Source organism: Saccharopolyspora sp. NPDC050389 (genome assembly GCF_040655595.1).
In the GTDB taxonomy this organism is placed as follows: domain Bacteria; phylum Actinomycetota; class Actinomycetes; order Mycobacteriales; family Pseudonocardiaceae; genus Saccharopolyspora.
The window spans coordinates 138,844-160,159 of record NZ_JBFAKG010000010.1 but is presented as its reverse complement, the minus strand read 5'-3'; the positions used below and the strand labels follow the sequence as shown (position 1 = coordinate 160,159).

The 21,316-nt window shown below is 68.0% G+C and carries 19 protein-coding genes and 3 pseudogenes; 16 read left to right on the top strand and 6 right to left on the bottom strand.

The annotated features are described in order from the left end of the window. The 3 genes from AB0I53_RS09310 to AB0I53_RS09300 form a co-directional block, all read left to right on the top strand. On the top strand, positions 1-405 hold a 405-nt coding region (locus AB0I53_RS09310; protein ID WP_358598965.1), incomplete at its 5' end, for an IS5 family transposase. 447 nt (positions 406-852) lie between these two features. Beyond that, a complete protein-coding gene (locus tag AB0I53_RS09305; protein ID WP_358598962.1) occupies positions 853-1,929 on the top strand; it encodes a glycosyltransferase in 1,077 nt (358 codons plus the stop codon). Between the two features lie 251 nt (positions 1,930-2,180). Then, positions 2,181-2,501 carry a GYD domain-containing protein gene (locus tag AB0I53_RS09300; RefSeq protein WP_358598959.1) on the top strand — a complete coding sequence of 107 codons (321 nt, stop codon included), beginning with the start codon at positions 2,181-2,183 and terminating at the stop codon, positions 2,499-2,501. Positions 2,502-2,741: 240 nt separating this feature from the next. Here AB0I53_RS09300 and AB0I53_RS09295 read toward each other — a convergent pair whose 3' ends face one another. The 3 genes and pseudogenes from AB0I53_RS09295 to AB0I53_RS09285 all read right to left on the bottom strand — a co-directional run bounded on the left by AB0I53_RS09295 (position 2,742) and on the right by AB0I53_RS09285 (position 4,827). Next, positions 2,742-3,284, bottom strand: a complete 543-nt coding sequence (locus AB0I53_RS09295) for an isochorismatase family cysteine hydrolase (RefSeq protein WP_358598956.1) — start codon at positions 3,282-3,284, stop codon at positions 2,742-2,744. Positions 3,285-3,556: 272 nt separating this feature from the next. Next, positions 3,557-3,769: pseudogene (locus AB0I53_RS09290) on the bottom strand (FCD domain-containing protein); the annotation flags it as partial. 77 nt (positions 3,770-3,846) lie between these two features. Next, entirely contained in the window at positions 3,847-4,827 is a 981-nt protein-coding gene (locus tag AB0I53_RS09285; protein WP_358598953.1) for a sugar phosphate isomerase/epimerase family protein, read from the bottom strand. 69 nt (positions 4,828-4,896) lie between these two features. Here AB0I53_RS09285 and AB0I53_RS09280 point away from each other — a divergent pair, with 69 nt between their 5' ends. From AB0I53_RS09280 to AB0I53_RS09250, 7 genes and pseudogenes are all read left to right on the top strand, one after another. Continuing rightward, a complete protein-coding gene (locus AB0I53_RS09280; RefSeq protein ID WP_358598950.1) occupies positions 4,897-5,082 on the top strand; it encodes an ABC transporter substrate-binding protein in 186 nt (61 codons plus the stop codon). A 184-nt stretch (positions 5,083-5,266) separates the two neighbouring features. Beyond that, positions 5,267-5,518 carry an ABC transporter substrate-binding protein gene (locus AB0I53_RS09275; protein WP_358598947.1) on the top strand — a complete coding sequence of 84 codons (252 nt, stop codon included), beginning with the start codon at positions 5,267-5,269 and terminating at the stop codon, positions 5,516-5,518. 109 nt (positions 5,519-5,627) lie between these two features. Next, positions 5,628-7,058, top strand: a complete 1,431-nt coding sequence (locus AB0I53_RS09270; protein WP_358598944.1) for a gluconate:H+ symporter — start codon at positions 5,628-5,630, stop codon at positions 7,056-7,058. A 74-nt stretch (positions 7,059-7,132) separates the two neighbouring features. Further along, positions 7,133-7,690 (top strand): annotated as a pseudogene (locus tag AB0I53_RS09265) (cyclophilin-like fold protein). Positions 7,691-7,974: 284 nt separating this feature from the next. Beyond that, the gene (locus AB0I53_RS09260; protein WP_358598941.1) at positions 7,975-8,634 is read left to right on the top strand and encodes a GntR family transcriptional regulator; all 660 of its coding nucleotides are present in this window, start codon (positions 7,975-7,977) and stop codon (positions 8,632-8,634) included. Positions 8,635-8,833: 199 nt separating this feature from the next. Continuing rightward, entirely contained in the window at positions 8,834-9,268 is a 435-nt protein-coding gene (locus AB0I53_RS09255) for a VOC family protein (protein WP_358598938.1), read from the top strand. A gap of 194 nt (positions 9,269-9,462) precedes the next feature. Further along, positions 9,463-10,176: a hypothetical protein gene (locus AB0I53_RS09250; RefSeq protein ID WP_358598935.1), complete on the top strand. Its 714-nt coding sequence runs from the start codon at positions 9,463-9,465 to the stop codon at positions 10,174-10,176. A 176-nt stretch (positions 10,177-10,352) separates the two neighbouring features. Here the strand turns inward: AB0I53_RS09250 and AB0I53_RS09245 are convergent, their stop codons facing one another. Then, entirely contained in the window at positions 10,353-11,282 is a 930-nt protein-coding gene (locus tag AB0I53_RS09245) for a carbamate kinase (RefSeq protein ID WP_358598932.1), read from the bottom strand. Between AB0I53_RS09245 and AB0I53_RS09240 the strand changes: the two genes are divergently transcribed. The 6 genes and pseudogenes from AB0I53_RS09240 to AB0I53_RS09215 all read left to right on the top strand — a co-directional run bounded on the left by AB0I53_RS09240 (position 11,264) and on the right by AB0I53_RS09215 (position 19,482). Then, positions 11,264-12,337 (top strand): DUF2877 domain-containing protein, encoded by a 1,074-nt coding sequence (locus AB0I53_RS09240; protein ID WP_358598929.1) that lies wholly within the window; start codon positions 11,264-11,266, stop codon positions 12,335-12,337. The two genes, AB0I53_RS09245 and AB0I53_RS09240, sit on opposite strands and share 19 nt — an antisense overlap. Continuing rightward, positions 12,334-13,878, top strand: coding sequence for an acyl-CoA synthetase FdrA (gene fdrA / locus AB0I53_RS09235; protein ID WP_358598926.1), 1,545 nt, complete (start codon positions 12,334-12,336; stop codon positions 13,876-13,878). The genes AB0I53_RS09240 and fdrA overlap by 4 nt, the downstream gene beginning before the upstream one ends. Further along, a pseudogene (locus AB0I53_RS09230) lies at positions 13,875-15,326 on the top strand (DUF1116 domain-containing protein). Before fdrA ends, AB0I53_RS09230 begins: the two are co-directional and overlap by 4 nt. A gap of 9 nt (positions 15,327-15,335) precedes the next feature. Next, positions 15,336-16,649, top strand: a complete 1,314-nt coding sequence (locus tag AB0I53_RS09225) for a cytosine permease (protein WP_358598923.1) — start codon at positions 15,336-15,338, stop codon at positions 16,647-16,649. A gap of 244 nt (positions 16,650-16,893) precedes the next feature. Beyond that, positions 16,894-18,528 carry an amidohydrolase gene (locus tag AB0I53_RS09220; protein WP_358598921.1) on the top strand — a complete coding sequence of 545 codons (1,635 nt, stop codon included), beginning with the start codon at positions 16,894-16,896 and terminating at the stop codon, positions 18,526-18,528. A gap of 147 nt (positions 18,529-18,675) precedes the next feature. Continuing rightward, the gene (locus AB0I53_RS09215) at positions 18,676-19,482 is read left to right on the top strand and encodes an MFS transporter (RefSeq protein WP_358598919.1); all 807 of its coding nucleotides are present in this window, start codon (positions 18,676-18,678) and stop codon (positions 19,480-19,482) included. A 25-nt stretch (positions 19,483-19,507) separates the two neighbouring features. Here AB0I53_RS09215 and AB0I53_RS09210 read toward each other — a convergent pair whose 3' ends face one another. Both AB0I53_RS09210 and AB0I53_RS09205 read right to left on the bottom strand, forming a co-directional pair. Further along, positions 19,508-19,633 carry a hypothetical protein gene (locus tag AB0I53_RS09210; RefSeq protein WP_358598916.1) on the bottom strand — a complete coding sequence of 42 codons (126 nt, stop codon included), beginning with the start codon at positions 19,631-19,633 and terminating at the stop codon, positions 19,508-19,510. A 79-nt stretch (positions 19,634-19,712) separates the two neighbouring features. After that, a complete protein-coding gene (locus AB0I53_RS09205) occupies positions 19,713-21,218 on the bottom strand; it encodes an acyltransferase (RefSeq protein ID WP_358598913.1) in 1,506 nt (501 codons plus the stop codon). Positions 21,219-21,316: the final 98 nt, after the last annotated feature.

Below are 21,316 nucleotides of genomic sequence, written 5' to 3'. Positions count from 1 at the left end.
GACCGGGCGGGACTGCCGCTGGCGGTCGCGGTCTCGGCCGCCAACACCAATGACGCACATGCCCTCAAGCCGCTCGTTCTGGCGATCCCCGCCGTCAAGTCCCGGCGCGGGCCCCGCCGGCGCAAGCCGGACAAGCTCCACGCCGACAAAGCCTACGATCAGACCGCACTCCGAGACTGGATACGCAGACAGGGAATCACCGTACGCATCGCCCGCAAAGGCGTCGAGTCCAGCGAGAAACTCGGCAAACACCGCTGGGTCATCGAACGATGCATCGCCTGGCTGTTCGGCTACCGGCGACTGACCATCCGCTACGAGCGCTATGCCAACCACTTCTGCGCCTTCCTCACCCTCGCCGCCGCCCTCACCTGCTTCAAGAAACTCGCGAAACGAGACACGCTCTAAGCGCCAAACTGGCAGCAGAGATGACCACGTGGAGATGTCGCGCGTCAGACCGTTGTGTCTTTAATACCTGTTTCAGAAGCATTTCCCGAGCCTCGGCGATGACCGAAGAGGCAAGACTCCCGCAATGTTCAGGCAGCACCACGGTCCGCGGGTGCCCACTAATCCGCCGAGGCCGGTAGGAATGCTCGCAGATGCATCGCGTCGATCGCGGCCAGGCCCTGGTGACGAACCCCACGCGGAAGGACAGTGCGTGTTCTGCGCTGATAATGCATGAACTCGGCAGACGGGAGTCCGTCATCCGTCGCTGACGGAGCCAATCCGCTGAGAATCCTGTTCACGTCGCTGGCCCTGCCGGCCCACATCCGGCCGCACGAACCGTTGGCACGAGCGATGCTGAGGCGCGGGCACGACGTGCGGCTGGCGACAGCGGCGTCGATGGAGCGCCTCGTGACCAGGTCGTACGGCATCCCCCACCTTCCGGCCGGGCTCGACTGGACCGCGGACCCGGACATCGAGCGGCGGCTGACGTCGGCCTTGGCCCGGGATGGCAACGAAGCTTTCTGCCAGGTGCTTTACGGCGAGGTCCTGGCCGGACAGTGCGTGCTGCCGATGTTCGAGGACCTGCTGGAACACACGAGGCACTGGGCCCCCGACGTCGTCGTCAACGACTGCGCGGAGTGGGCGGGACCGCTTCTGGCGCTGTCGCTGGGAATCCGGAACCTCTCCGCCGACAACGGCCTGCTGCGCAACGTCTGGGATCACCACGCCGATCACATCCGTCCGAGGCTGACCGAACACCGCTCGGCACTCGGCCTCGGCCCCGAACCCCGGACACCGAGCAGCCTGGACCACGTGGTGCTCACCCCCGCGCCGCGGGAACTCTTCCTCGCAGACCTACCCATTCCGGCAGTCCAGCCCTACCGCCACGAGAACCCCAGGCAAGCCCGCGAAGTGCTCCCGCGCTGGGTACGTGAGCTGCCGCACGACACCCCCTTGGTCTACGTGATGCTCGGGAGTTCCGGAAACTGCGCGCCCGGCATGGCGGCCGGTTTCCACCGGGCGAACCACACCGTTCTCGAAGCCCTGGCGGGTTTCGACGGCGCCGTGATCGTCGCGGTCGGACGCGGCAACGTCTCCCAGTACCTCCCACAGCCTCGCCATATCCGCGTGGTGGAATACGCGCCTCAAACGCTCGTGCTCCGGCGCGCCAACGTGTTCGTCACGCATTGCGGGTTCGGTGGATCACGAGAAGCGATCGAGGCCGAAACCCCGATGGTGATGCTTCCGTGGTTCGCCGACCAGCCGCTCAACGGAAGAGAAATGGCCGCGCGCGGCATGGGCCTTCTGCTCGATCGGTTCACCGCAACCCCTTCACAAGTCCGGGACGCGATTTTCGAGGTTCTCGCCGAACCGCGGTACCGCGCTGCGGTACCCGCGGTACGGCGGAAAATGCTGGCCCTTCCGAAGCTGGAGAAGATCGTCGGCGACGTGATCGAGTCGCGCGCCGAGCCGGTGCCGGCATGATCCCCGGTAGCGGCCCCGAGGGTGCTGCCCGTGGGGCTGACACTTGGTGACCAGCGTGTTCAGCCGTGTTCAGCTACGGATAGTGGCTTCTGGTTCGGTCCGATTGCAGCCTGAATCAAATGAAATCAACCTGATGTGCGAGGCCCTTGGGCTCTTTCGCCAAAGGCACGGGCGACGGACCGTGCACCCTGGGCCTCCTTAAGCAGGGCGAGGGTGAACGGCCCGTGCGCGACCAAGGGGATGTGATCGAAATGGCCAAGTATCTGGTGCGGGCGGCCTACACCGCCGAGGGTGTCAGAGGCCTGCGGAAGGACGGCGGCACGGGCCGGGTGGAGGCGGTGCGAAACGCGATTGCCAAGCTCGGTGGCGAGGTGGAATCGTTCTACTTCGCCTTTGGCGACTACGACACCTACGTCGTCGTCGACCTGCCGGACAACGCCTCGGCGGCAGCGCTCGGCCTAGCGGTCAGCGGCTCCGGCGCGGCGCGCACGGCAACGGTAGTTCTGCTGACGCCCGCCGAGGTGGACGAGGCGGTGTCGAAGGAGTTCGACTACCGAGCGCCGGGCGGGTGACGCTGGAAACGACATGTCGGCCACTTGCGGCCTTTCCGACATCGCGCGGGCGGCCTTCGTTCGCGCGGTCCTCGAACACGTGCTCGTCAGCTGGGGTCACGAGTTTCTGTTGCCCAGTCGAACGTCGGCGTGGGGCGCGTTCGCCGTTGTGGCCACGTTGTGAGCTCGTCGACCAGGTGGTGAAGCGGGCGGCGAATTCGGGGTGGCCGTCTATGTAGAACGTAAGTTCTAGGATGCGCGTCAAGACCAACCGGCGCAGGGCACGACCTCAAATCCCCGACTGGGGAAGACGGCGTCCATGAAGAAGTCGTGCATTGCCGGATCGTCGTCGGCGCAACCGTCCCGCAGCACGGTCACGTTGTAGCCACGGTCCGCCGCGTCGTAGCACGTCGCAGCCACCATTGCGCTGGTCGCGACTCCGGCGACCGCGAGAGTGTCGACGCCGCCAGCGCGGAGGACGAAGTCGAGATCTGTGCCGGCGAACGCGCTGGCGCGGCGTTTCAGCACGACGACGTCCTCGTCGGCAACCGGCAGATCGATCTCGGTTCCGGCCGATCCCTCGTGGAAGGTGTCCCCGGCTTCGTAGAACGTCCTGAACATCGCGTTGCCTGGCGGCAAGTCGGCCCCGTTGCCCCGGACGGCGAAGCGCACGAACACAACGAGAGCACCGGCCGCGCGGGCGCGCGGGAGCAGTTCGGTGAGCGGCGGTAAGACTTGCTTGGCGAACGGGTAGCTGCTCGTGATGCCCCGCTGGACGTCGCCGATGATCAGTGCGGTGGTCACGGCAGGCTCCTGTTCAGCCGCTCCATCCGGCGGTCCGTGGTGAACAGGACAGCCCGCCCGGCGGCCATGGTGATCGCGATGGTCAACAGTGCACAGGTGAAACTACCGGTCGCGATGATCCGGCGAAGTAGGGGTCGCTGAGGTCGCTGACGGAGTTGATCAGTGCGATTCCTAGAACTTTGCCCGGACAATCGTCGTTCGTCATTGTGCGGCGAGAATCGCTCAGCCTGCTGGCTCGCCACCTCAGACCGATCTTCCTGCCTGGCCCAGAGTCAGGCGCCGAACAAGAACTCCAGGGTGCGCGCCCGCGAGGCACGCACGTGGTCGCTGGCCGCGGCGGCGGCCCGGTCCGGGTCGCCCGAGGCGATGGCCTCGCACAGTGCCTCGTGCTCGGCATGGATGAGGTCGAAGTCCTCGATCTTGCGGCGCAGCCAGCCGACCCGCCCAACCAGGGGCTCGAGCACTTCCCCCAGCAGCTCGTTGCCGGTGTGGTGGGCCTGCGTCCCCGTCCGAACCGCCCGGGGACCTGGTCGCGTACCGGTGTCGTCTGAGCCGGGTCAGGTCAGGACGCGCGCGGCGAGGTGGCGGTCTCGCGGACCTCGCGCACGTGGGCCGCGCTGTCGGTGATGTAGCGGACCGTCTCGGTGTACCTGAAGGGCTGTTCGGCGTAGGTGTCCAGATCCGGTACCTCGCCGGAGGCGATGCGATCCTCGTAGTCCCGCACCATCTTGAGGTACGCGGCCAGCTCGGCGACGCCGAGGTCGGGGTGAGCCTGGAGGAAGTCTTCGTCGTAGACCTCCAGGAGCCACTTCTCGGGCGACCGCGGACGGTCCTCATAGGACTCATGGTTCTCCAGGGTCAGGTTCACCTCCGGGTTGGCCTCGGCGGTGATCGGCAGCACCTGGTGGAAGTCGACCACGCCGGTTCCGCACGGCCTCAGCTGGTAGTGCAGGCCGCCCTTCCCATGCGCGACATGAGCGTCCTTGATGTGGGTCTGCCGGACGTACGGCGCCACCCGGCGGGCCGTCCACACCGGGTGTTCCAGTCGATGCAGCGCATTGGCCGTGTCGTAAACGATCCCGATCACGTCGGAGCCGACCGCCTCCACCAGCCGCACCAGCTCGAAGGAGGTGATCTCCTCGTGGGTCTCAAGATTCACGTGGATTCCGAGATCACGCGCGAACGGTGCCAGCCGGCCCAGGAAGCGCTCGATCGCGACGAGCTGCTCCTCCCAGGGTACGTCGGTCCGGAAGCGGTCCCACGTCAGCCTGCCGGCGAACATCGGCTTGACCATCGCCGTCGAACCCCACAGCTCGTGACAGCCGATCGCGGCGCACGCTTCCATCATCCGCCGGAACCCCAGCAACGTGTTCCCGTCTCCCACGGCACGCGGCTTGGGAGCCTCCGGGATCGCGAACGGGTTCACCTTGCCCAGCCCGGTCTCCAGGTACATCCCCATCTCGTCGGCCCGCGCTCGGATGTTCCGCAGCTCGACCAGATCCAGTGCGGCACGCCGTCGGCGTCCACCGGCGGCGCACCGCACCCCGGTGGCAGCCTGACCATCGTCGAGAACACCCAGCAGTGGAAGTCTCTCGACCCGGCGGCCCCGCAGGTGACCCCGATCAAGGGGATGCTGGCCGCGATCTACGACACCCTGTTCACCCTGACCCCGCAGGGCACCGTCGAGCCCGGACTGGCGTCGAATCACGCGGTCGGCCCGGATGGGTTGACCTGGACGATCTCGTTGCGCCCGAACGTCACCTTCTCCGACGGACACCGCTCAACTCGGCCGCGGTGAAGTTCAACCTGCAACGGCAGATCGATCCGGGCCAACACTCCGGCGAGGGCACCTACCTGCCCGGCGACATGACCATCGACTCCGTGGACGACCTCACCGTCGTCCTCCACCTCCAACAGCCGTTCGCGCCGCTTGCGACGAACCTCGCCACCCACGCCGTGGGCATGACCGCCTCGTCGACCGGGTGCAGGAATGGGGATCGCAGTACGGGCTGCATCCGGTCGGGGCCGGTCCCTTCACGCTCCAGTCGCAGGTCGTCAGGCAGACCGCGACGCTGGCGCGGAATCCGCACTACTGGCAGCCCGGCTGGCCCTACCTGGACTCGGCGACCTGGCGAGTGGTGGCCGGCGCCGACTCCGCCCTGGCCACGGTCAGCTCGGGCGGGGCGCAGATCGTGGAAGGCGTCCGTCCGCCTACCCGCAACGGCACATGTTGAAGGTCGCCACCGGTCGGCGCAGGATCGACGGGTACGGGCGGGTGCGGCGCTGCTTGCCGCAGCTGCCGATCCACGATGGACCCCTTGGGTGGCGCGAAGGGACCGTGACATGCCGACCACTCTCCTTGCAGTTGACACGGCCGAGAAGATCCACGAGCCGTGGACCGCTCAGGACACGCAGACTCTCGTCGTGGCCGCGATCGGGATCGCCATCGTCGTGCTGCTGATCGTCAAGGTGAAGATGCACGGCTTCCTCGCACTGACGATCGGATCCCTGTTCGTCGGGATCGGGTCCGGTATCGGTCTGGGCAAGGTCGCCCTCTCGTTCGAGAAAGGCGTCGGCGACGTGCTCGGCAGCGTCGGCGTGCTGATCGTGCTCGGTGCGATGCTCGGCAAGCTGCTCGCCGACTCGGGCGGGGCAGACGAGATCGTGGACAAGATCCTGGCAGGCGGACGCCGCGGGCTGCCGTGGCGGATGGCCCTGATCGCCTTCATCATCGGCATCCCGATGTTCTTCGAGATCGGCCTCGTGCTGCTGATCCCCGTCATCATGCTGACGATCCGCCGGTCCAAGCTGCCCGCGATGTCCCTCGCGATCCCGGCCCTCGCAGGCCTCTCCGTCCTGCACGGCTTCGTCCCCCCGCATCCTGGGCCGCTGGTGGCGATCGGGAACCTGCACGCCAACGTCGGCATCACCCTGGCCATCGGACTGGTCATCGCGGTGCCGACCGTGATCATCGCCGGCCCCCTGTACGCCAAGGTGGCGGCGCGTCTGGTGCCCATCGGTGCACTCGGTGCGGGCGGAAACCTCATCGGTCCAGGTCCGAGCGCGGACGGCACCACATCGGCAGCGGTGTCGGGCGAACGCACGCGTCGCCCGAGCTTCACCTGGACGCTCATCACGATCCTCACCCCGGTGGTGCTGATGCTGGTCCGCGCCGCAGCAGACGTGTGGATGAGCGAAACCGCGTGGATCTACCCGTTCCTGCAATTCATCGGGGAACCGATGGTGGCGTTGCTGATCGCCGTGCTGCTGGCGATGGTTACGTTCGGCACCGGTGTCGGATTCACGCCGGTCACCCTGACGACGAAGCTCAGCGAGAGCCTGATGCCGATCGTCAGCGCGACGATGATCGTCGGTGCCGGCGGTGGCTTCAAGCAGGTGCTCGTGGACGGTGGCGCCGGCACCGCGATCGGGAAGCTCGCCGTCGCGGCGAGCCTGTCCGCGCTGGTGCTGGGCTGGCTCGTGGCCGTGATGGTGCGGCTTGCGACCGGGTCGGCCACGGTGGCAACCGTGACCGCATCGGGAATCGTGGCCCCGTTCGCCGCGGACCTGTCGCCGACGCACCTGGCCCTGGTCGTGCTGGCCATCGGTGCGGGCTCCCTGTTCTTCTCCCACGTCAACGACGCCGGCTTCTGGCTGGTCAAGGAGTACTTCGGCATGACCATAGGCCAGACCATCAAGACCTGGTCGGTGATGGAGACGATCATCTCCGTCACCGGTCTCGCCCTGACGCTGCTGCTGTCGACCTTCCTCTAGCTGCATCGAGCCGGCGGGTGACGGCCGGCTCGAGATCGGCTGGAGTCTCGTTGCAGTGGACAGTGGCCCGGCCGATGGAGAACAGCTCGGCGAGGTCGTTGATGCTTACGAGGACGCGGGCCGTCCATGCTCGGGGTGCCGGGGTGGCGAAAGCTCACCGCGGTTGTGAACCGCCTGATCGATGGTGGCCGCGGACGTGGTGTCGCCGTTGGGTGGTGGCCCAGGTGGCGAGGAGGGTCATGGAGTCGGCGGAGGGGGTGCCGGGTTCAGGCCGGGGTCGGCGGGCAGCGGCATCCGTCGACGGCACCACGTTCGAAGTCAGTCTTGACGACAGCCGAACCGCGCGGGACTTCTTCGCCCAACTGCCACTCACACTGACCCTGACCGACTTTCATCCGACTGAGAAGATCAGCGATCTACCAACCTAGTTGTCGACAGTGGACGCCCCTGCCGGAACCAGCGCCCTGGCAGGCGACTTGGCCTATTGCGCACCGTGGGGCAACCTGACCGTGTCCTACCGCGACTCCGGCTATGCCACCGGATTGGTCGAACTCGGCCACATCGACTCCGGGATCGAGACCGTAGCCGAGCAGCGCGACGACTTCACCGTCACCAACCAAGCCGCCGACTGATCACGCCCATCACGAACACACGCCGTGCGAGTCGGCCCCGAGGTGCGACACACGCGAGCGCCGGGCTCGAGTACGCGTCGCGCGGCATCCGCATCAACGCCGTCTGTCCCGGAACCATTGACACTCCCGACATCTTGAAGCGTGATGTGATCCACGCTACGTAGCCGACGCGTATCCGCCGCGCTTTTCACGGCAATTCACCGAATTCGCCGCCAAACACCGATAACTGCTGTGACCGGTGCGGCGAACGTGGTGGCATTTCTTGGAGATGGGAGAATGCCGGCATGGCAGTTGCAGGTGGAGACGAGCCCGAATCGGCCCGAGTCGTCCGGCACATCCGGGACGAGATCCTCGACGGCATCCGGAAGCCGGGGAGCAAGCTCGTCGAGCGCGACCTGGCCAACGAGCTGGGCGTGAGCAGGGTGCCGGTGCGTGACGCTTTGAAGACGCTCGTGGCTGAAGGCCTCGTCACGCCCAGGCCGCGGACGTGGGCGGTCGTGCGGGAGTTCACGCCCACCGATATCGCCGACTTCAACGAGGTTCGCTCCGCGTTGGAGGTGCTCACGTTCAAGCTCGCCGCGCAGCGCCACACCCGCGAGGGCCTGGCTCGGCTCCGTGCCGCGCTGGACGCCGAGATCGAGGCGGCACGCGTCGACAACGCCATTGCCGCGCGTCGGTCGGCGGCGGATTTCCACGAGATCGTCACCGAGCTGGCCGGAAACCACCTGCTGAACGAGCTGGGGCAGACGCTGCGCAGCCGGATCCGGTGGTTGCTGGCCCAGCACGACGATCTGGTGCGCGTCGCCGAGGAGCATCGGAGGCTGTACGACGCGATCGCTCAGCGGAACGTGGCGCTGGTCGGCGAACTCGTGCTCGACCACATGGAGACCGGGCGGTACCTGCACGGCACCCATGACGCGGCCGCACCGTCGGAATCGCGCTAGGGCGTGGCTCCCATATCGGGTAAGCCACGCGGTGTCCTGTCTCGTCGAAGGCGGCACGGTCTCGCTGAATCTGACGAGATTCAACGACCGGATGCGACCTGGCCCAGCGCGTCACCAACTCATGTCACGCGAGACCTCGACCCGCGCGGCGATGACATCCGGGGTCTCGGTGCACAGCACGCGCCACTATGGTGGACCGATGGCGTCGGTCAAGCAGTTCCAGGTCACCTTCGACTGCGCAGAACCTGAGCGCGTCGCTCGTTTCTGGTGCGAGGTGTTGGGGTACGTCGTACCGCCGCCACCGGAAGGGTTTGCTACCTGGGATGATTTCGATCGCTCGCTGCCGCCTGAGCGTCAGGGTTCGGCGTTCGTCTGCAGTGATCCCTCAGGTGTGGGCCCGCGACTGTACTTCCAGCGCGTTCCCGAAGGCAAGGTCGTCAAGAATCGGCTGCACCTCTGCGTTCGGGCCGGCACCGGGCTCGTGGGTGAAGAGCGCCTCGCCACACTCGAGGCCGAGTGCGCACGACTGGTCCCGCTCGGCGCGGTACGCGTGCGGCTACTGCTTGCCGATGACGACAACGAGTCGTGCATCGTGATGCAGGACATCGAGGGCAACGAGTTCTGCCTCGACTGAGGCGCTACTTCCAGCAGGTTCAGTGGCGTCACGACAACGCTGAGGATCCGGTACTGCTCTGGGCGCACGTCGTCGACGGTTGGGAAGTGCCGTGCGTGGAACCATCCGCTCCTGCGCTACGTCGCAGCAGTTGATCACCGGAATTCGAGTCCGGCGTGACACACCACCAATGCTGCGAGCCGGAGAAACCGATGATGAGTGAGCTGACCGCGTACGAGACGACGTGGCTTGGTGTGCTGGAAGAATTGCGCAGTTGCCCGGGGATCAGGCTGGAAAGCGCCGATCAGGGGCAGCTGGGCGACGCAGACGCCGACCGGGCGTTCGGTGAACTCGCCGACCGGGACGGCATCGTGCTGGACCCGTCGCTGAAGCCGTACCACCTGCGGTTCTCCGGCCTTGCGGCGGTGTGGGACGTTCCCGATCCCAACCCCGACTACGACGAAGACTGCCTCATCGCCGGGGAGTTCTACCTGGACAACATCCACCGGGCGGTCCAGTCGGGTCCGCTGGTGGAGCGCTTGTACGACCCCACGCCCGAGGAGCTGCAGCTGTATTCCGGGTTCCGCTGCTTCGACGGAACCCCGCATGCCGGAGTCGGGCACCTGTCGATGCTGCGGATCCAGCCGGGCGTGGCCAACCCAGAGCTGTGGTTCGACGCGACGACCAAGGGCTACCACCGGATGGACCTCGACTTCCCCGGCTACCTCGAGGCATTGCGCATCACAAAGGGCACCTACGGTTGGCAGTTCCTGTTCACCGACGTCTCGCTGGACGACGATGGTGAGCACGAGGTCTGCGGGCGGTTCGTGGAGATCATGCTCGAGGTCTTCCCGACGTTGTTCCCCGATCACGACTACGCGCCGCTGCGCGCCCGGCTGGCCGAACGCCGCTGCGGTTTCCAGGCCTGACCCCCGGTCGGTGGCCGGATACCGCTCTGGGGGTCAGAGCATGCGTTTGCCGCCGCCGGCGTAGATGGTTTGGCCGGTGAAGTGCTAGCCGGATCGCCCGCGACGCCCGACCGTTCAGGTCGTGGTGATCTGTGCCTACGGGGCCCGGACGCGGCCGGGCCCCCGCGCCGTCCTCGCTAGGCGTAGACGATGCCTTCGGCCACGTCGCCGCGGATCTCGGTGCCGACCTTGCGGGCCAGCAGATCGTCGAGCCGGTCGAGCGGGCCGATCAACGCGCGGCCGCCGGCCCGCGCCACGCGGATCGCGGCGTCGACCTTCGGCTGCATCGAGCCTTCGGCGAACGTGATCGCCGAGATCGCGTCTGCCGAGGCGGTGAGGATGTTGCGCTGTTCGGGCGTTCCCCAGTTCTCACTGACGTAGTCGCCGTCGGTGAGCATGATGAGCGTGTCGGCTTCGAGCTCGGCGGCCAGCGCGGCGCTCGCGAGATCCTTGTCGACCACCGCCTGCATGCCCGTCTGGCGCCCCTTCTGGTCGGCCTTGACGGGTACGCCGCCGCCACCGACGCACACCACGAGGCGGTCGTTCTCCAGGAGCAGCCGGACGGTCGGTGCCTGCATGACGCGAACCGGGTTGGGCGACGGGACGACTCGCCGGAAGGTGGCGCCATCGCGGGCGATCGTCCAGCGGTACTCGGCCGCGGCTTCCGCCGCGTCCTGCGCGGAGTAGGTCGGGCCGATCAGCTTCGTCGGCCGGTCGAAGGCCGGGTCGTCTTCGTCCACGACCGTCGTCGTGAGCACGGCCGCGACCTCGCGTTCGCCGGCGAGGGCGTTCGTGAGCTCCTGCTGGATGACGTACCCGATCATGCCCTGGGTTTCGGCGCCGAGGATGTCCAGCGGGTAGGCGGCGACGTCCTGGTAGGCGAGGTTCTGCAGCGCCAGGAGCCCGACCTGCGGACCGTTCCCGTGCGTGATGACGACCTCGTTCTCGCGCGCTAACCCGGCCAGCGCCTGGCAGGTCGACTTCACGTTGGCCCGCAGCCGGTCGGCCGTCATCGGCTCCCCGCGGCGGGCCAGGGCGTTGCCGCCCAGTGCCACAACAACTCGCATGCCTGTGTCTCCTTCGATGCCTTGAGCTGCGATTCACGCGAACTGTTGTCGCGGATATCGATGGTATACCATTTTCGGCAGGCTTCGCGACGCGGCGACTTCCGAGGAGGCAGGCAGGGGTGATTTCGACAATCACGCTCCGCGCCACTGCGTGCGCGCTTTCGATCGACGCGGAGGCTGTCGATCACCTCGTCGCACATCCCGGGCCGGGTCGCGTGCATTCGGTCTTCAACCGCGTGGTCAACGTGATTTCCGGCGACGGAAGGCTTATTGCGCTGTGCGCGAGCGAGCTGGACGATGCGCCGTGGAGCGTGCGGGCCGATGTTCCACATTGGACGAACTGGCGGCTCTCCACGGGCGATGACGTCCGGCTGTCGTCGGCGGCGATCATGTTCCCGGGGCGCGCTCCGAGGGTTGTCCAGCTTTCCAAAGCGGTCAAATGGTATACAAATCTTGTTCCTGTTGATCTTGGCCTGTTAGAGCTGGGAAGACGTTCGAAGGCGCTCGCATCGTTGCTCGACGTCCAAGGCGTCCGCGGAGGAGCGCGGGCGCACGGCGAGGCGGTCACGGTGTTCGAGGCCGAGATCCGGAACCAGTTGGCGCACGCGTGCACCGCGCTGGTCACCGCCATTCGTCGCCGGGATGCACCGGCCGTGGCCGCCGCTGCGACCAGCCTGCTCGGTCTCGGACCCGGGTTGACCCCGGCCGGAGACGACTTCCTCACCGGCATGGCTCTGCTGGCGGCGCAGCCACGCAGCCGCCTGTCCTGGATCACTCCCGTCATCGGACGGGTCCTCGACGACGACCCGGAGCGGACCACCCTCCTGAGCCGCACCACGCTTCGCGAGGCGCTTCGCGGGCGCGCACGGCAATGCCTGCTCGAACTCCTGCACGTCCTGCTCGCCCCGGACCCGCGCGGCGACGGGCAGCTGGAGGTGCAGCTCCGGATTCATGCGACGCCGGTGCTGGGCATCGGCCACACATCCGGAACCGACATCCTGTCCGGCCTGCTGGCCGGGCTCCGCCTGGAAGAAGAACTGAGAGGTTTCATGTGACTGTCACGGCAGTGATCAAGGAGAACACCTACTTCGACTCGGTGTCGCTGATGTCGATCTCGACGAAGGCGAACCAGATCGACGGGGTGGAGCAGGCCTTCGTGGCGATGGCGACCGAGATGAACAAGGGAGTGCTGAAGAACCTGGACCTGCTCACGCCGGAGCTGGCGGCCGCGGGCAACGGCGACCTCATGATCGTCGCCGTTACCGCCGAGGGAGTGGACACCGACGGCGTGATCGGCCAGATCGAGGACCTGCTCACCCGCAAGGCGCCGGCCGGCGGCCAGGCGGCGATCACCTACCGCACGATCGCCTCGGCGGCCGCCGGTGAGCCGAACGCGAACCTCGCGGTCCTCGCCGTGAACGGCGCGTACGCGGCGCGTGAGGCGCGCAAGGCGCTGGAGAACGACCTGCACGTGCTGATGTTCAGCGACAACGTCAGCGTCGAGGACGAGATCGAGCTGAAGACCCTGGCCCACGAGAAGGGCCTGCTGATGATGGGCCCCGACTGCGGCACGGCCATCATCAACAACGTCGGGCTCTGCTTCGCCAACGCGGTCCGCCCCGGCACGATCGGCATCGTCGCCGCCTCCGGCACGGGTTCGCAGGAGGTGAGCGTGCGCATCCACGCGCTCGGCGGCGGGATCTCGCAGCTCATCGGCACCGGCGGCCGCGACCTGTCCGCCGAGGTCGGCGGCATCATGATGATCGACGGCATCCGCGCCCTCGCCCAGGACCCGCAGACCGAAGCCATCGTGCTGGTGTCCAAGCCCCCGGCGCCCGAGGTGGAGAAGAAGGGCCTCGCGGAGATCGCGACGGCAGGCAAGCCCGTCGTCGTGTACTTCATCGGTGGTTCCGAGCAGGCCGTGACCGCCGCCGGAGGCCACTTCGCGTCGAGCAGCCAGGACGCGGCGCTGCAGGCGGTCCGCCTCTCGGCCGTCCCGGACGCGGTGGTGCCGGAGCTCGACACCGCCCGCGTGGCCGAGGTGCGCGGCAAGCTCGGATCGGACCAGCGCTTCGTGCGCGGCCTGTTCTGCGGCGGCACGCTGTGCGACGAGTCGATGTACGCGCTGCTCGATGACGGCGAAGAGGTCTTCAGCAACATCCAGAAGAACGCGGACTTCGTCCTGCGCGCCGCGGACACCAGCACCGGCCACACGTTCCTGGACTTCGGCGACGACGAGTTCACCAACGGCCGCCCGCACCCGATGATCGACCCGTCGCTGCGGCTGGAGCGCCTGGTCCGGGAGGCCGCGGATCCGACCGTCGCCGCGATCGTCATGGACTTCGTGCTCGGCTTCGGCTCGCACGAGGACCCGGTCGGCGTCACCCTGCCGGCCATCGCCGAGGCCAAGCGGATCGCCGCCGACGCCGGCCGCCACCTGGAGATCGTCGGGTACGTGCTCGGCACCGACATCGACACGCCGTCGCTGGCCGCGCAGGTGGCCGCCCTCGAAGCCGCCGGGGTCACCGTCACCCGCAGCAGCACCGAAACCGGGCAGTTCGCCCGCGCCATCATCCGGAAGGACGCCAACGCATGAGCACTCCCACCACGCAGCTGTTCGGCAGCGATCTCAACGTCGTCAACGTCGGCCTGGCGATGTTCGCCGACGACATCGCGGCGCAGGGCGGCGCCGTCACGACGCTCGACTGGACTCCGCCCGGGAACGGCAAGCCCGAGGTGATCGCCGCTCTCGACGTGCTGGAGCGCCCCGAGATCGCCGCGAAGATCGAGCAGGCGAACGCCGAGGCGGCCGAGCGGGTCATGAACGCCAAGCCGATGCTCGTCGGCTTCGGCCGGGCCATCGACGTCGTTCCCGGGATGACGCCGACCACCATCATCCACGCCGGCCCGCCGATCGAGTTCGAGCGGATGTCCGGCCCGATGAAGGGCGCCGTGATGGGCGCGCTCGTGTTCGAGGGGCTCGCCGCGGACCTGGCGGAGGCGGAGCGGGTCGCCGCATCCGGGCGGATCGACTTCTCGCCGTGCCACGAGCACGACTGCGTCGGCTCGATGGCGGGCGTCACCTCCGCGTCGATGTACATGCACATCGTGCACAACGAGACGCACGGCAACTACTCCTACACCAACCTGTCGGAGCAGATGGCCAAGATCCTCCGGATGGGCGCCAACGACGAGAGCGTCGTCGAGCGCCTGATCTGGATGCGCGACGTGCTCGGCCCGATGCTCAAGGAAGCCATGGAAATCGGCGGGCCGATCGACCTGCGCCTGCTGCTGGCGCAGGCGCTGCACATGGGCGACGAGGCGCACAACCGCAACAACGCCGGAACCCTGCTGCTGTTCCAGGCGCTGGCGCCGTCGCTGCTGCGCACGAGCTTCACCACGGAGCAGAAGTAGGAGGTCTTCGACTTCATCGCCAGCTCCGACTACTTCTCCGGCCCGACCTGGCTGGCGATGGCCAAGGCCGCGATGGACGCCGCGCACGGCATCGAAGGCTCCACAGTGGTCACCACGATGGCGCGCAACGGGGTCGAGTTCGGGCTGCGGGTCAGCGGCCTGCCCGGCAACCACTGGCTCACCGGCCCGGCCCAGAAGGTCGTCGGCCCGATGTTCGCCGGGTACAAGCCCGAAGACGCCGGTCTCGACATCGGCGACTCCGCCATCTCCGAGACCTGCGGCTTCGGCGGCTTCGCGATGGCGGCCGCCCCGGCGATCGTCGCCCTGGTCGGCGGCACCGTCGAGGAGGCCGTCGCCTACACCCGGGACATGGGCCAGATCACCACGGCCGAGAACCCGAACCTGACGATCCCGTCGCTCGGCTTCCAAGGGCTTCCCACCGCGATCGACGTCCGCAAGGTGCTCGACACCGGGATCCTGCCGGTCATCAACACCGCCATCGCGCACAAGGAAGCCGGCATCGGCATGATCGGCGCCGGCATCACCAATCCGCCGGCCGAGGTCTTCGAGAAGGCGATCATCGCCCTCGCCGAGAAGCTCGCCGAACCGTTCTCCCGCACGGAAATCTGAGCCGCGGACATGACAAAGCCATCGGAAACAGCGCAAGACGCCCACGCCGGCGCCGGACTCGAGTCCGAGTTCGAGCACAGCCCGGTTCCGCCGTCCCACCGGAAATCGCTCTTGACGGTTTCGGCCGTTTGGTTCGGATTCCCCATGATCCTCACCAACGCTGTGCCCGGTGGCCTCGTGGTCGCCCTGCTCGGCTTCTGGCGAGGACTGGCCGCGATCGTGGTGGCCAACCTGATCATGTTCGCCTATGTGAGCCTGCTCAGCTACCGAGCCGGGCAGACCGGCAAGAGCTTCTCGCTCCAGGCGACCGAGACCTTCGGAACCGCCGGATACGCGATCGCCTCCGGCTTTCTGTCCACAGTGGTCGTCGGCTGGTTCGCCTTCAACACGGGCGCGACCGGGGCGAGCCTCAACGAGGCGTTCGGCTGGAACGAGACCCTCGTCGCCGGCGCGGCAGGCGTCGTCTTCATCGCCGTCACCTACCTCGGCATCAAGGCGCTCTCCTGGCTCGGGGCGATCGCGGCGCCGCTGTTCATCATCGCGGCCGGGACCGCCATGGTCGTCGCGGCGAACAACGGCGACTTCGGGCAGATCACCGAATTCCGCGGGGCCGGCGGCGGCGCCATGACGTTCGGGGTGGCGGTCACCACGATCATGGCGACCTTCGCCGACTCCGGCACCATGACGGCCGACTTCACCCGGTGGTCGAAGAACGGCCGCCAGGCCGTGTGGGCCACGGCCACGGCGTTCCCCGTGGCGAGCCTCGTCGCGCAGCTCAGCGGCGGCATCCTCGTCGCCGCCGGCGCGATCACCGCAGCCGAAACGGCCGGTGGTGACTTCACGCCCATCCTCACCGGCGTGGGGAGCCCCGTCCTCAACGTTCTCGTCGTCGTGTTCGTGGTGATCAACCTGGGTTCGGTCTGCACCCACTGCCTCTACAACGGGGCGCTGGGCTGGTCGCACCTGGTCGGCTCCAAGATGCGGCTCCTCACGCTGGTCCTCGGCGTGATCGGCGTGATCGTGGCGCTGCTCGGCGCCTGGAACTACTTCGTGAACTGGCTGTCGATCCTCGGCGTTCTGGTGCCGCCGCTCGGAGCGGTGCTCATCGCGGATCAGATCATCCTCCGCAGCCGCCTCGCCGGCCGTGCCGAGACCAGGTTCCGCCCGACCGCGTTCATCGCATGGGCGGCAGGTGCGGTCGTCGCCCTGCTCGTGCATGTGGTCGCGCCGTCGTTCTCGGACGCCGTGGTCGGCCTGCTCGTGGGGCTTGTGGTCTATCTGGCGATAGAACTGCCCCGGAAGCAAGCACGCTCGGAGAGCTGAGAAGAGGGCCCCCGTCGGGGCCCTCTTCTCATCGGTATCTGTCCGTTGTGGAGTGATTCGGGAATCCGATGTGGACTCCCGCGATGCGCGAGCCCACGTGCTCATGCGCACGGCCAGCCCCACCAGCCCCGCGAACGCAACACTCGATGCAGATCGCGCGGAAGTCGCGCTCCGCCGTGCGAGGCGGCTGGTAGACGCACAGGATCGACGGTGGTCCGAATCCACACCGGGAGAGGTGGCGACGATGGCGCCCGAAGCAGAACTTGCGCTGACCGGCGGGAACGTGCTCACCATGACGCGCGACCACCCGCGCGCGAGCGCGCTCGCGGTCGCCGACGGCCGGATCCTCGCGGTCGGCGCGGACGAGGAGATCCGGCGGTGGTGCGGACCGGGCACCGAGGAGGTCCGGCTCGACGGGCGGACCGTGCTGCCGGGCTTCGTCGAGGCGCACGGGCACCCCACCCTCGAAATGGTCATCACCGGACCGGACATCCTGGACATCCGCCCGGTGACCTGCGCGACCGCAGGGGAAGCGCTGTCCCGGTTGCGGGAGGCGATAGCCGCCGCCGAACCCGGCGCCTGGCTGGGGGCGTTCGGCTGGGATCCGCTGCTGCAGGAGGGCCTGCCGAAGATCAGCCGGGAACTCCTCGACGAGCTCTCTCCCGACAACCCGCTTTCGGTGATGCACAACAGCGGGCACAGCGCGTGGGGCAACACCAAGGCGATCGAGCGCGCCGGAATCACCAGGGACACCCCCGATCCGGTCGGTTCCAGGTTCGAACGCGACGACGCGGGCAACCCCACCGGCGCGGCGTTCGAGGCGCCGGCGACCGCGATGGTGCTCGGCGGCGCGATCCGCCCGCCCGACGAGCACAACTTCGGCGTGCTGATGCGCCGCGAGCACGACCGGCTCGCGCAGGTCGGCATCACCACCGTCGCCGACCTCGGGTTCCGCCGGGACGCCCGCGAGCACGTCCAGGCCTTCTACCGCTCCGGCGCGGCGAAGGTGCGGATGCGCGTCTACGAGGTGAGCGTCCCCGAGAAACGCACCGACGTGACCCCGGGCGAAGACGCCGAGGACCTGCTGTTCCAGCAGATCGGGATCAAGATCTGGGCCGACGGGTCCCCCTGGGTCGGCAACATCGCCACCAGCTTCCCCTACCTGGACACGCCGCAAACCCGTTCGATGGGGCTTTCGCCGGGCCACCGCGGCGGCGCCAACTACAGCCGGCAGCAGCTCACCGAGATCGTCGACGCCTACTTCCCGCTGGGCTGGCAGATCGCCTGCCACGTGCACGGCGATGAGGCGGTCGAGATGGTGCTGGACGTGTTCGGCGAGGCGCTCGCTGCCAATCCGGCGCGCACGGACGCGCGTTTGCGGCTGGAGCACTGCGGCGCCATGACACCCGAGCAGTACCGGCGCGCGGCCGGGCTGGGCGTCACCTGCAGCCTGTTCGTCGACCACCTGTACTACTGGGGAGACGTGCTCGTGGACGGGCTGTTCGGGTCGCGCGCCGAGTCGTGGACCTGCGCGGGCGCCGCGATCGAGGCGGGCGTGCCGATCTCGTTCCACAACGATTCCCCGGTCACACCCCCGGAACCGCTGCGCAACGTCCAGGTCGCCGTCACCCGCACCAGCCGCAGCGGTCGCGTCATCGGACCGCAGTACCGGACCACGGTCGAGCAGGCGTTGCGCGCCGAAACCATCGACGCCGCCTGGCAGCTGTTCGCCGAGCGGGACGTGGGCTCGCTGGAGGTCGGCAAGCGCGCCGACCTGGTCGTGCTGGACGCCGACCCGCACGCCGTGCCACCGGGCGAGATCGGCGACATCCCGGTCCACGCGACCTACCTCGACGGTCGCCGCACCTACCGGGCGTGAGCGGGATGTCCTCGCCCGGCAAGGCCGACACCCCCGTTCCGCAGCGGTGGCCGGCGAAGGTGGCCGGCAGCCACCACCGGCGCGCGTACGCGCTGATCGGCGGCGCACCCGCGGCGGTTCGACGCCGTCGGCGTCGTCCTCGCCGCCGTGGCGCTGATCTGCCTCATCGGCGGGTTCACGCTGGCGGGAGAGCTCGGCTGGGGCAGTCCCGTGGTGCTGGGCGGGCTGGTGCTGGCGGTGGCGCTGCTGGCCTCGTTCGCGCTCTGGGAGGCGCGCAGTTCGCAGCCCGGCTTCCCGATCCGGCTGTTCGCGGTCCCCGCGTTCGCCTCGGCCTGCGTGGTGGGGATCGCGTTCAACTTCGCCAACGGCGTGATCGCGACGCAGTTGCCCACCGTGCTGGAGAGCGTGCTGGGCCGCAGCGCGTTCGTCGTCTCGATCGCCTTGACCGTCATGTCGGTGGGAATGCTGTTCGGCACGCTCGCGGCCGGCGAGGCGCAGAAGCGCCTGCACCTGAGCGCTCGCACGATCTTCACCAGCGGACTGCTCACGATCGCGTTCGGGATCATGCTGCTCGGGCTGGTCCGCACGACGACTGGATCGTGGTACTTCGCCGGGTGCGCGTTCATCGTCGGTTTCGGGATCATGTGGGCGCAGAACTCCGAATCGGCGGTGATCATGTCGGCCGCGCCGAAGGAGATGGTCGGCTCGGTCGGTGCGGTCAAACCCGCGGTCGGGCAGCTCGGCATGGGCCTGGGCCTGGGCGTCGTGGTGCCGATCATCGTGGGCGTCCTGCGCTCCTCCGGCGCCACCGGGCGCGAGGCCATCATCGCGGGTTTCACCGAGGTGATGGTCTACATCGCGGGGTTCATCGCGCTCTGCGCCATCGGGGTGTACCTGCTCATGACGCGACAACGAGGGCTGCAGAGCTTCGGCTCCCCGCCGACCGAGGACTGAGCGACGCGTCCTGGGCATCGTCGTTCTACGCCTGGAAGGTCCAGCCGGCGAACGCCGGCAGCACCGCGGCGAGCGATGCTGCCGTGATGATGCCGGCGCCGTCTTTCAGGAACAGGCAGAGCACCGCGAAGCCGGGATCTTCGTCCCGCAACCGTCGTTCGACCTCGTCGAGGACACGCCGTTCGTTCTTGGACGACTTGGGAATCCGCCGCTGCTGCGCCCGGCGTTGGCTACTGCATCGCGGGCGCCCGGTGCGGATCTGGTTGAGCGTCCGGGCTCGGCTCACGTTGCTGTCTGGCGGACTCGTCCTGGCCGGCGGCGTCGGTCTGATCGCGGTTGTGCACGCATTCATGCGGTACGTGCCGGAGTACGACCTCACCCCTGTGGCCGCGCGACCGGGACGAAAACGATCTCCGCACGCTCGGCCCCAAGTTCCTGGAGAGCAGCGAACGCAGCATCGGTCCCGGGGATTGTTGCAGGCATAGCGCTACCAGGAGCAGGAGCGCAGAGCTTGTTGCTGAGCTGACCGTGAATCCTGCGGCCAGTACCGTGACGATGCCCGCGATGGCGATGACCACACCGGCTGCGGCGAATCCGGGCGCGCGACGAGGAGACCCGGTGGTCCCTCGCTCGAACCGGCCCAACCAAACGGCGAGCGGGATGAGGACCAGTGCGATCCCGGCCAGCCACACGCCCCGGGTCAGCCACCACGCGGCGCCGAGCGGCTCCGGCCACGGGACTCCCATCACCAGCAGCATGGCAGCGAGCAGCACCAGGGCGGGCATGTGCCAGAGGTAGATGGTCAGCGAATGCTTGCCGATCGTGTCGACGAGCGTGCGCAGGCCTGGTCGGCTCATGAGGACCGCGAGGCGTGGGGTGATGAGCGACAGCAGGCATATCTGGACAACGCCGAGCAGCACCAGGTTGATGGTCGGTGGGTTGAGGTTGGCCAGCATGTCGGCCGGGTAGGGGCCGGCGGCCGTGTTGGTCAGCAGTAACACGAACGCGCCGAACGCCACACCCAGCAGCTGACCGTTCGACCGGAACCGGAACCGGCCGTCGGCATACCAGAAACCGATCTGCTGGATGGCCAGCCAGACGAACGCGAGATTGCAGAACCCGATCTCCGGCGAAGCGGTGGCGATCGACAGCAGATCGACACCGAGTGCGAACGAGACGAGCAGCGCCAGCGTTGCCCGCGGCGCTCGCTCGTGCTGCCGGCACAGCAGCGGGACCAGTGCCGAAGTCCCCAGGTAGACGCCGATGAACCACATCGGCTGGCTCATCCGGAATCCGACTTGTGCGAGCAGGTCCGGCGAGACCCCGGCCGCGCTCGCCACCGCCAGCGCGCCTGCGATCGCCGCGAAGGCGGCAAGCGTGGGCCGGGCGAGCCGGGTGAGGCGGGTCCGGACGAAATCGGCCGGCGTCGCACCGGCGTCGCGCATTCGGCGCCACTGCGTGATGCCGGCGAATCCGCCGACAACGAAGAACAGGGGCATTACCTGGATGATCCAGGAGATCGGGGTGAACCATCGCTGGTTCTCCAGGGCATTCGTGATCTGAATACCCGACGGGCCGGTCTCGATGCCCGCCATCATGGCGTGCAGGACGACAACGACCACCAGGCAAGCGGATCGGACCAGGTCGAGAACCCGGTCGCGGGATGGTCCCGGACCGGCGGTCGGTGCCGGTGCCGGTGCCGGTGCCGGTGCAAAAGGTGTGCGCGGAGTGGCCACTGTCGCTTCTCCCGTGAAAAAGTCCGGACGAATTCCGGACCGGGAAAGCGTATGAATTCAGCAGCCGTGATCGCGTCCGTCCTGGGAGCGCATTCAAG

Bases quoted from the DNA above. Each gene is read 5' to 3' on its own strand.
- AB0I53_RS09300 (WP_358598959.1), top strand. From the start codon at position 2,181: ATGGCCAAGTATCTGGTGCGGGCGGCCTACACCGCCGAGGGTGTCAGA.
- AB0I53_RS09225 (WP_358598923.1), top strand. From the start codon at position 15,336: ATGACAAAGCCATCGGAAACAGCGCAAGACGCCCACGCCGGCGCCGGA.
- AB0I53_RS09270 (WP_358598944.1), top strand. From the start codon at position 5,628: ATGCCGACCACTCTCCTTGCAGTTGACACGGCCGAGAAGATCCACGAG.
- AB0I53_RS09220 (WP_358598921.1), top strand. From the start codon at position 16,894: ATGGCGCCCGAAGCAGAACTTGCGCTGACCGGCGGGAACGTGCTCACC.
- AB0I53_RS09255 (WP_358598938.1), top strand. From the start codon at position 8,834: ATGGCGTCGGTCAAGCAGTTCCAGGTCACCTTCGACTGCGCAGAACCT.
- AB0I53_RS09260 (WP_358598941.1), top strand. From the start codon at position 7,975: ATGGCAGTTGCAGGTGGAGACGAGCCCGAATCGGCCCGAGTCGTCCGG.
- AB0I53_RS09245 (WP_358598932.1), bottom strand. From the start codon at position 11,282: ATGCGAGTTGTTGTGGCACTGGGCGGCAACGCCCTGGCCCGCCGCGGG.
- AB0I53_RS09250 (WP_358598935.1), top strand. From the start codon at position 9,463: ATGAGTGAGCTGACCGCGTACGAGACGACGTGGCTTGGTGTGCTGGAA.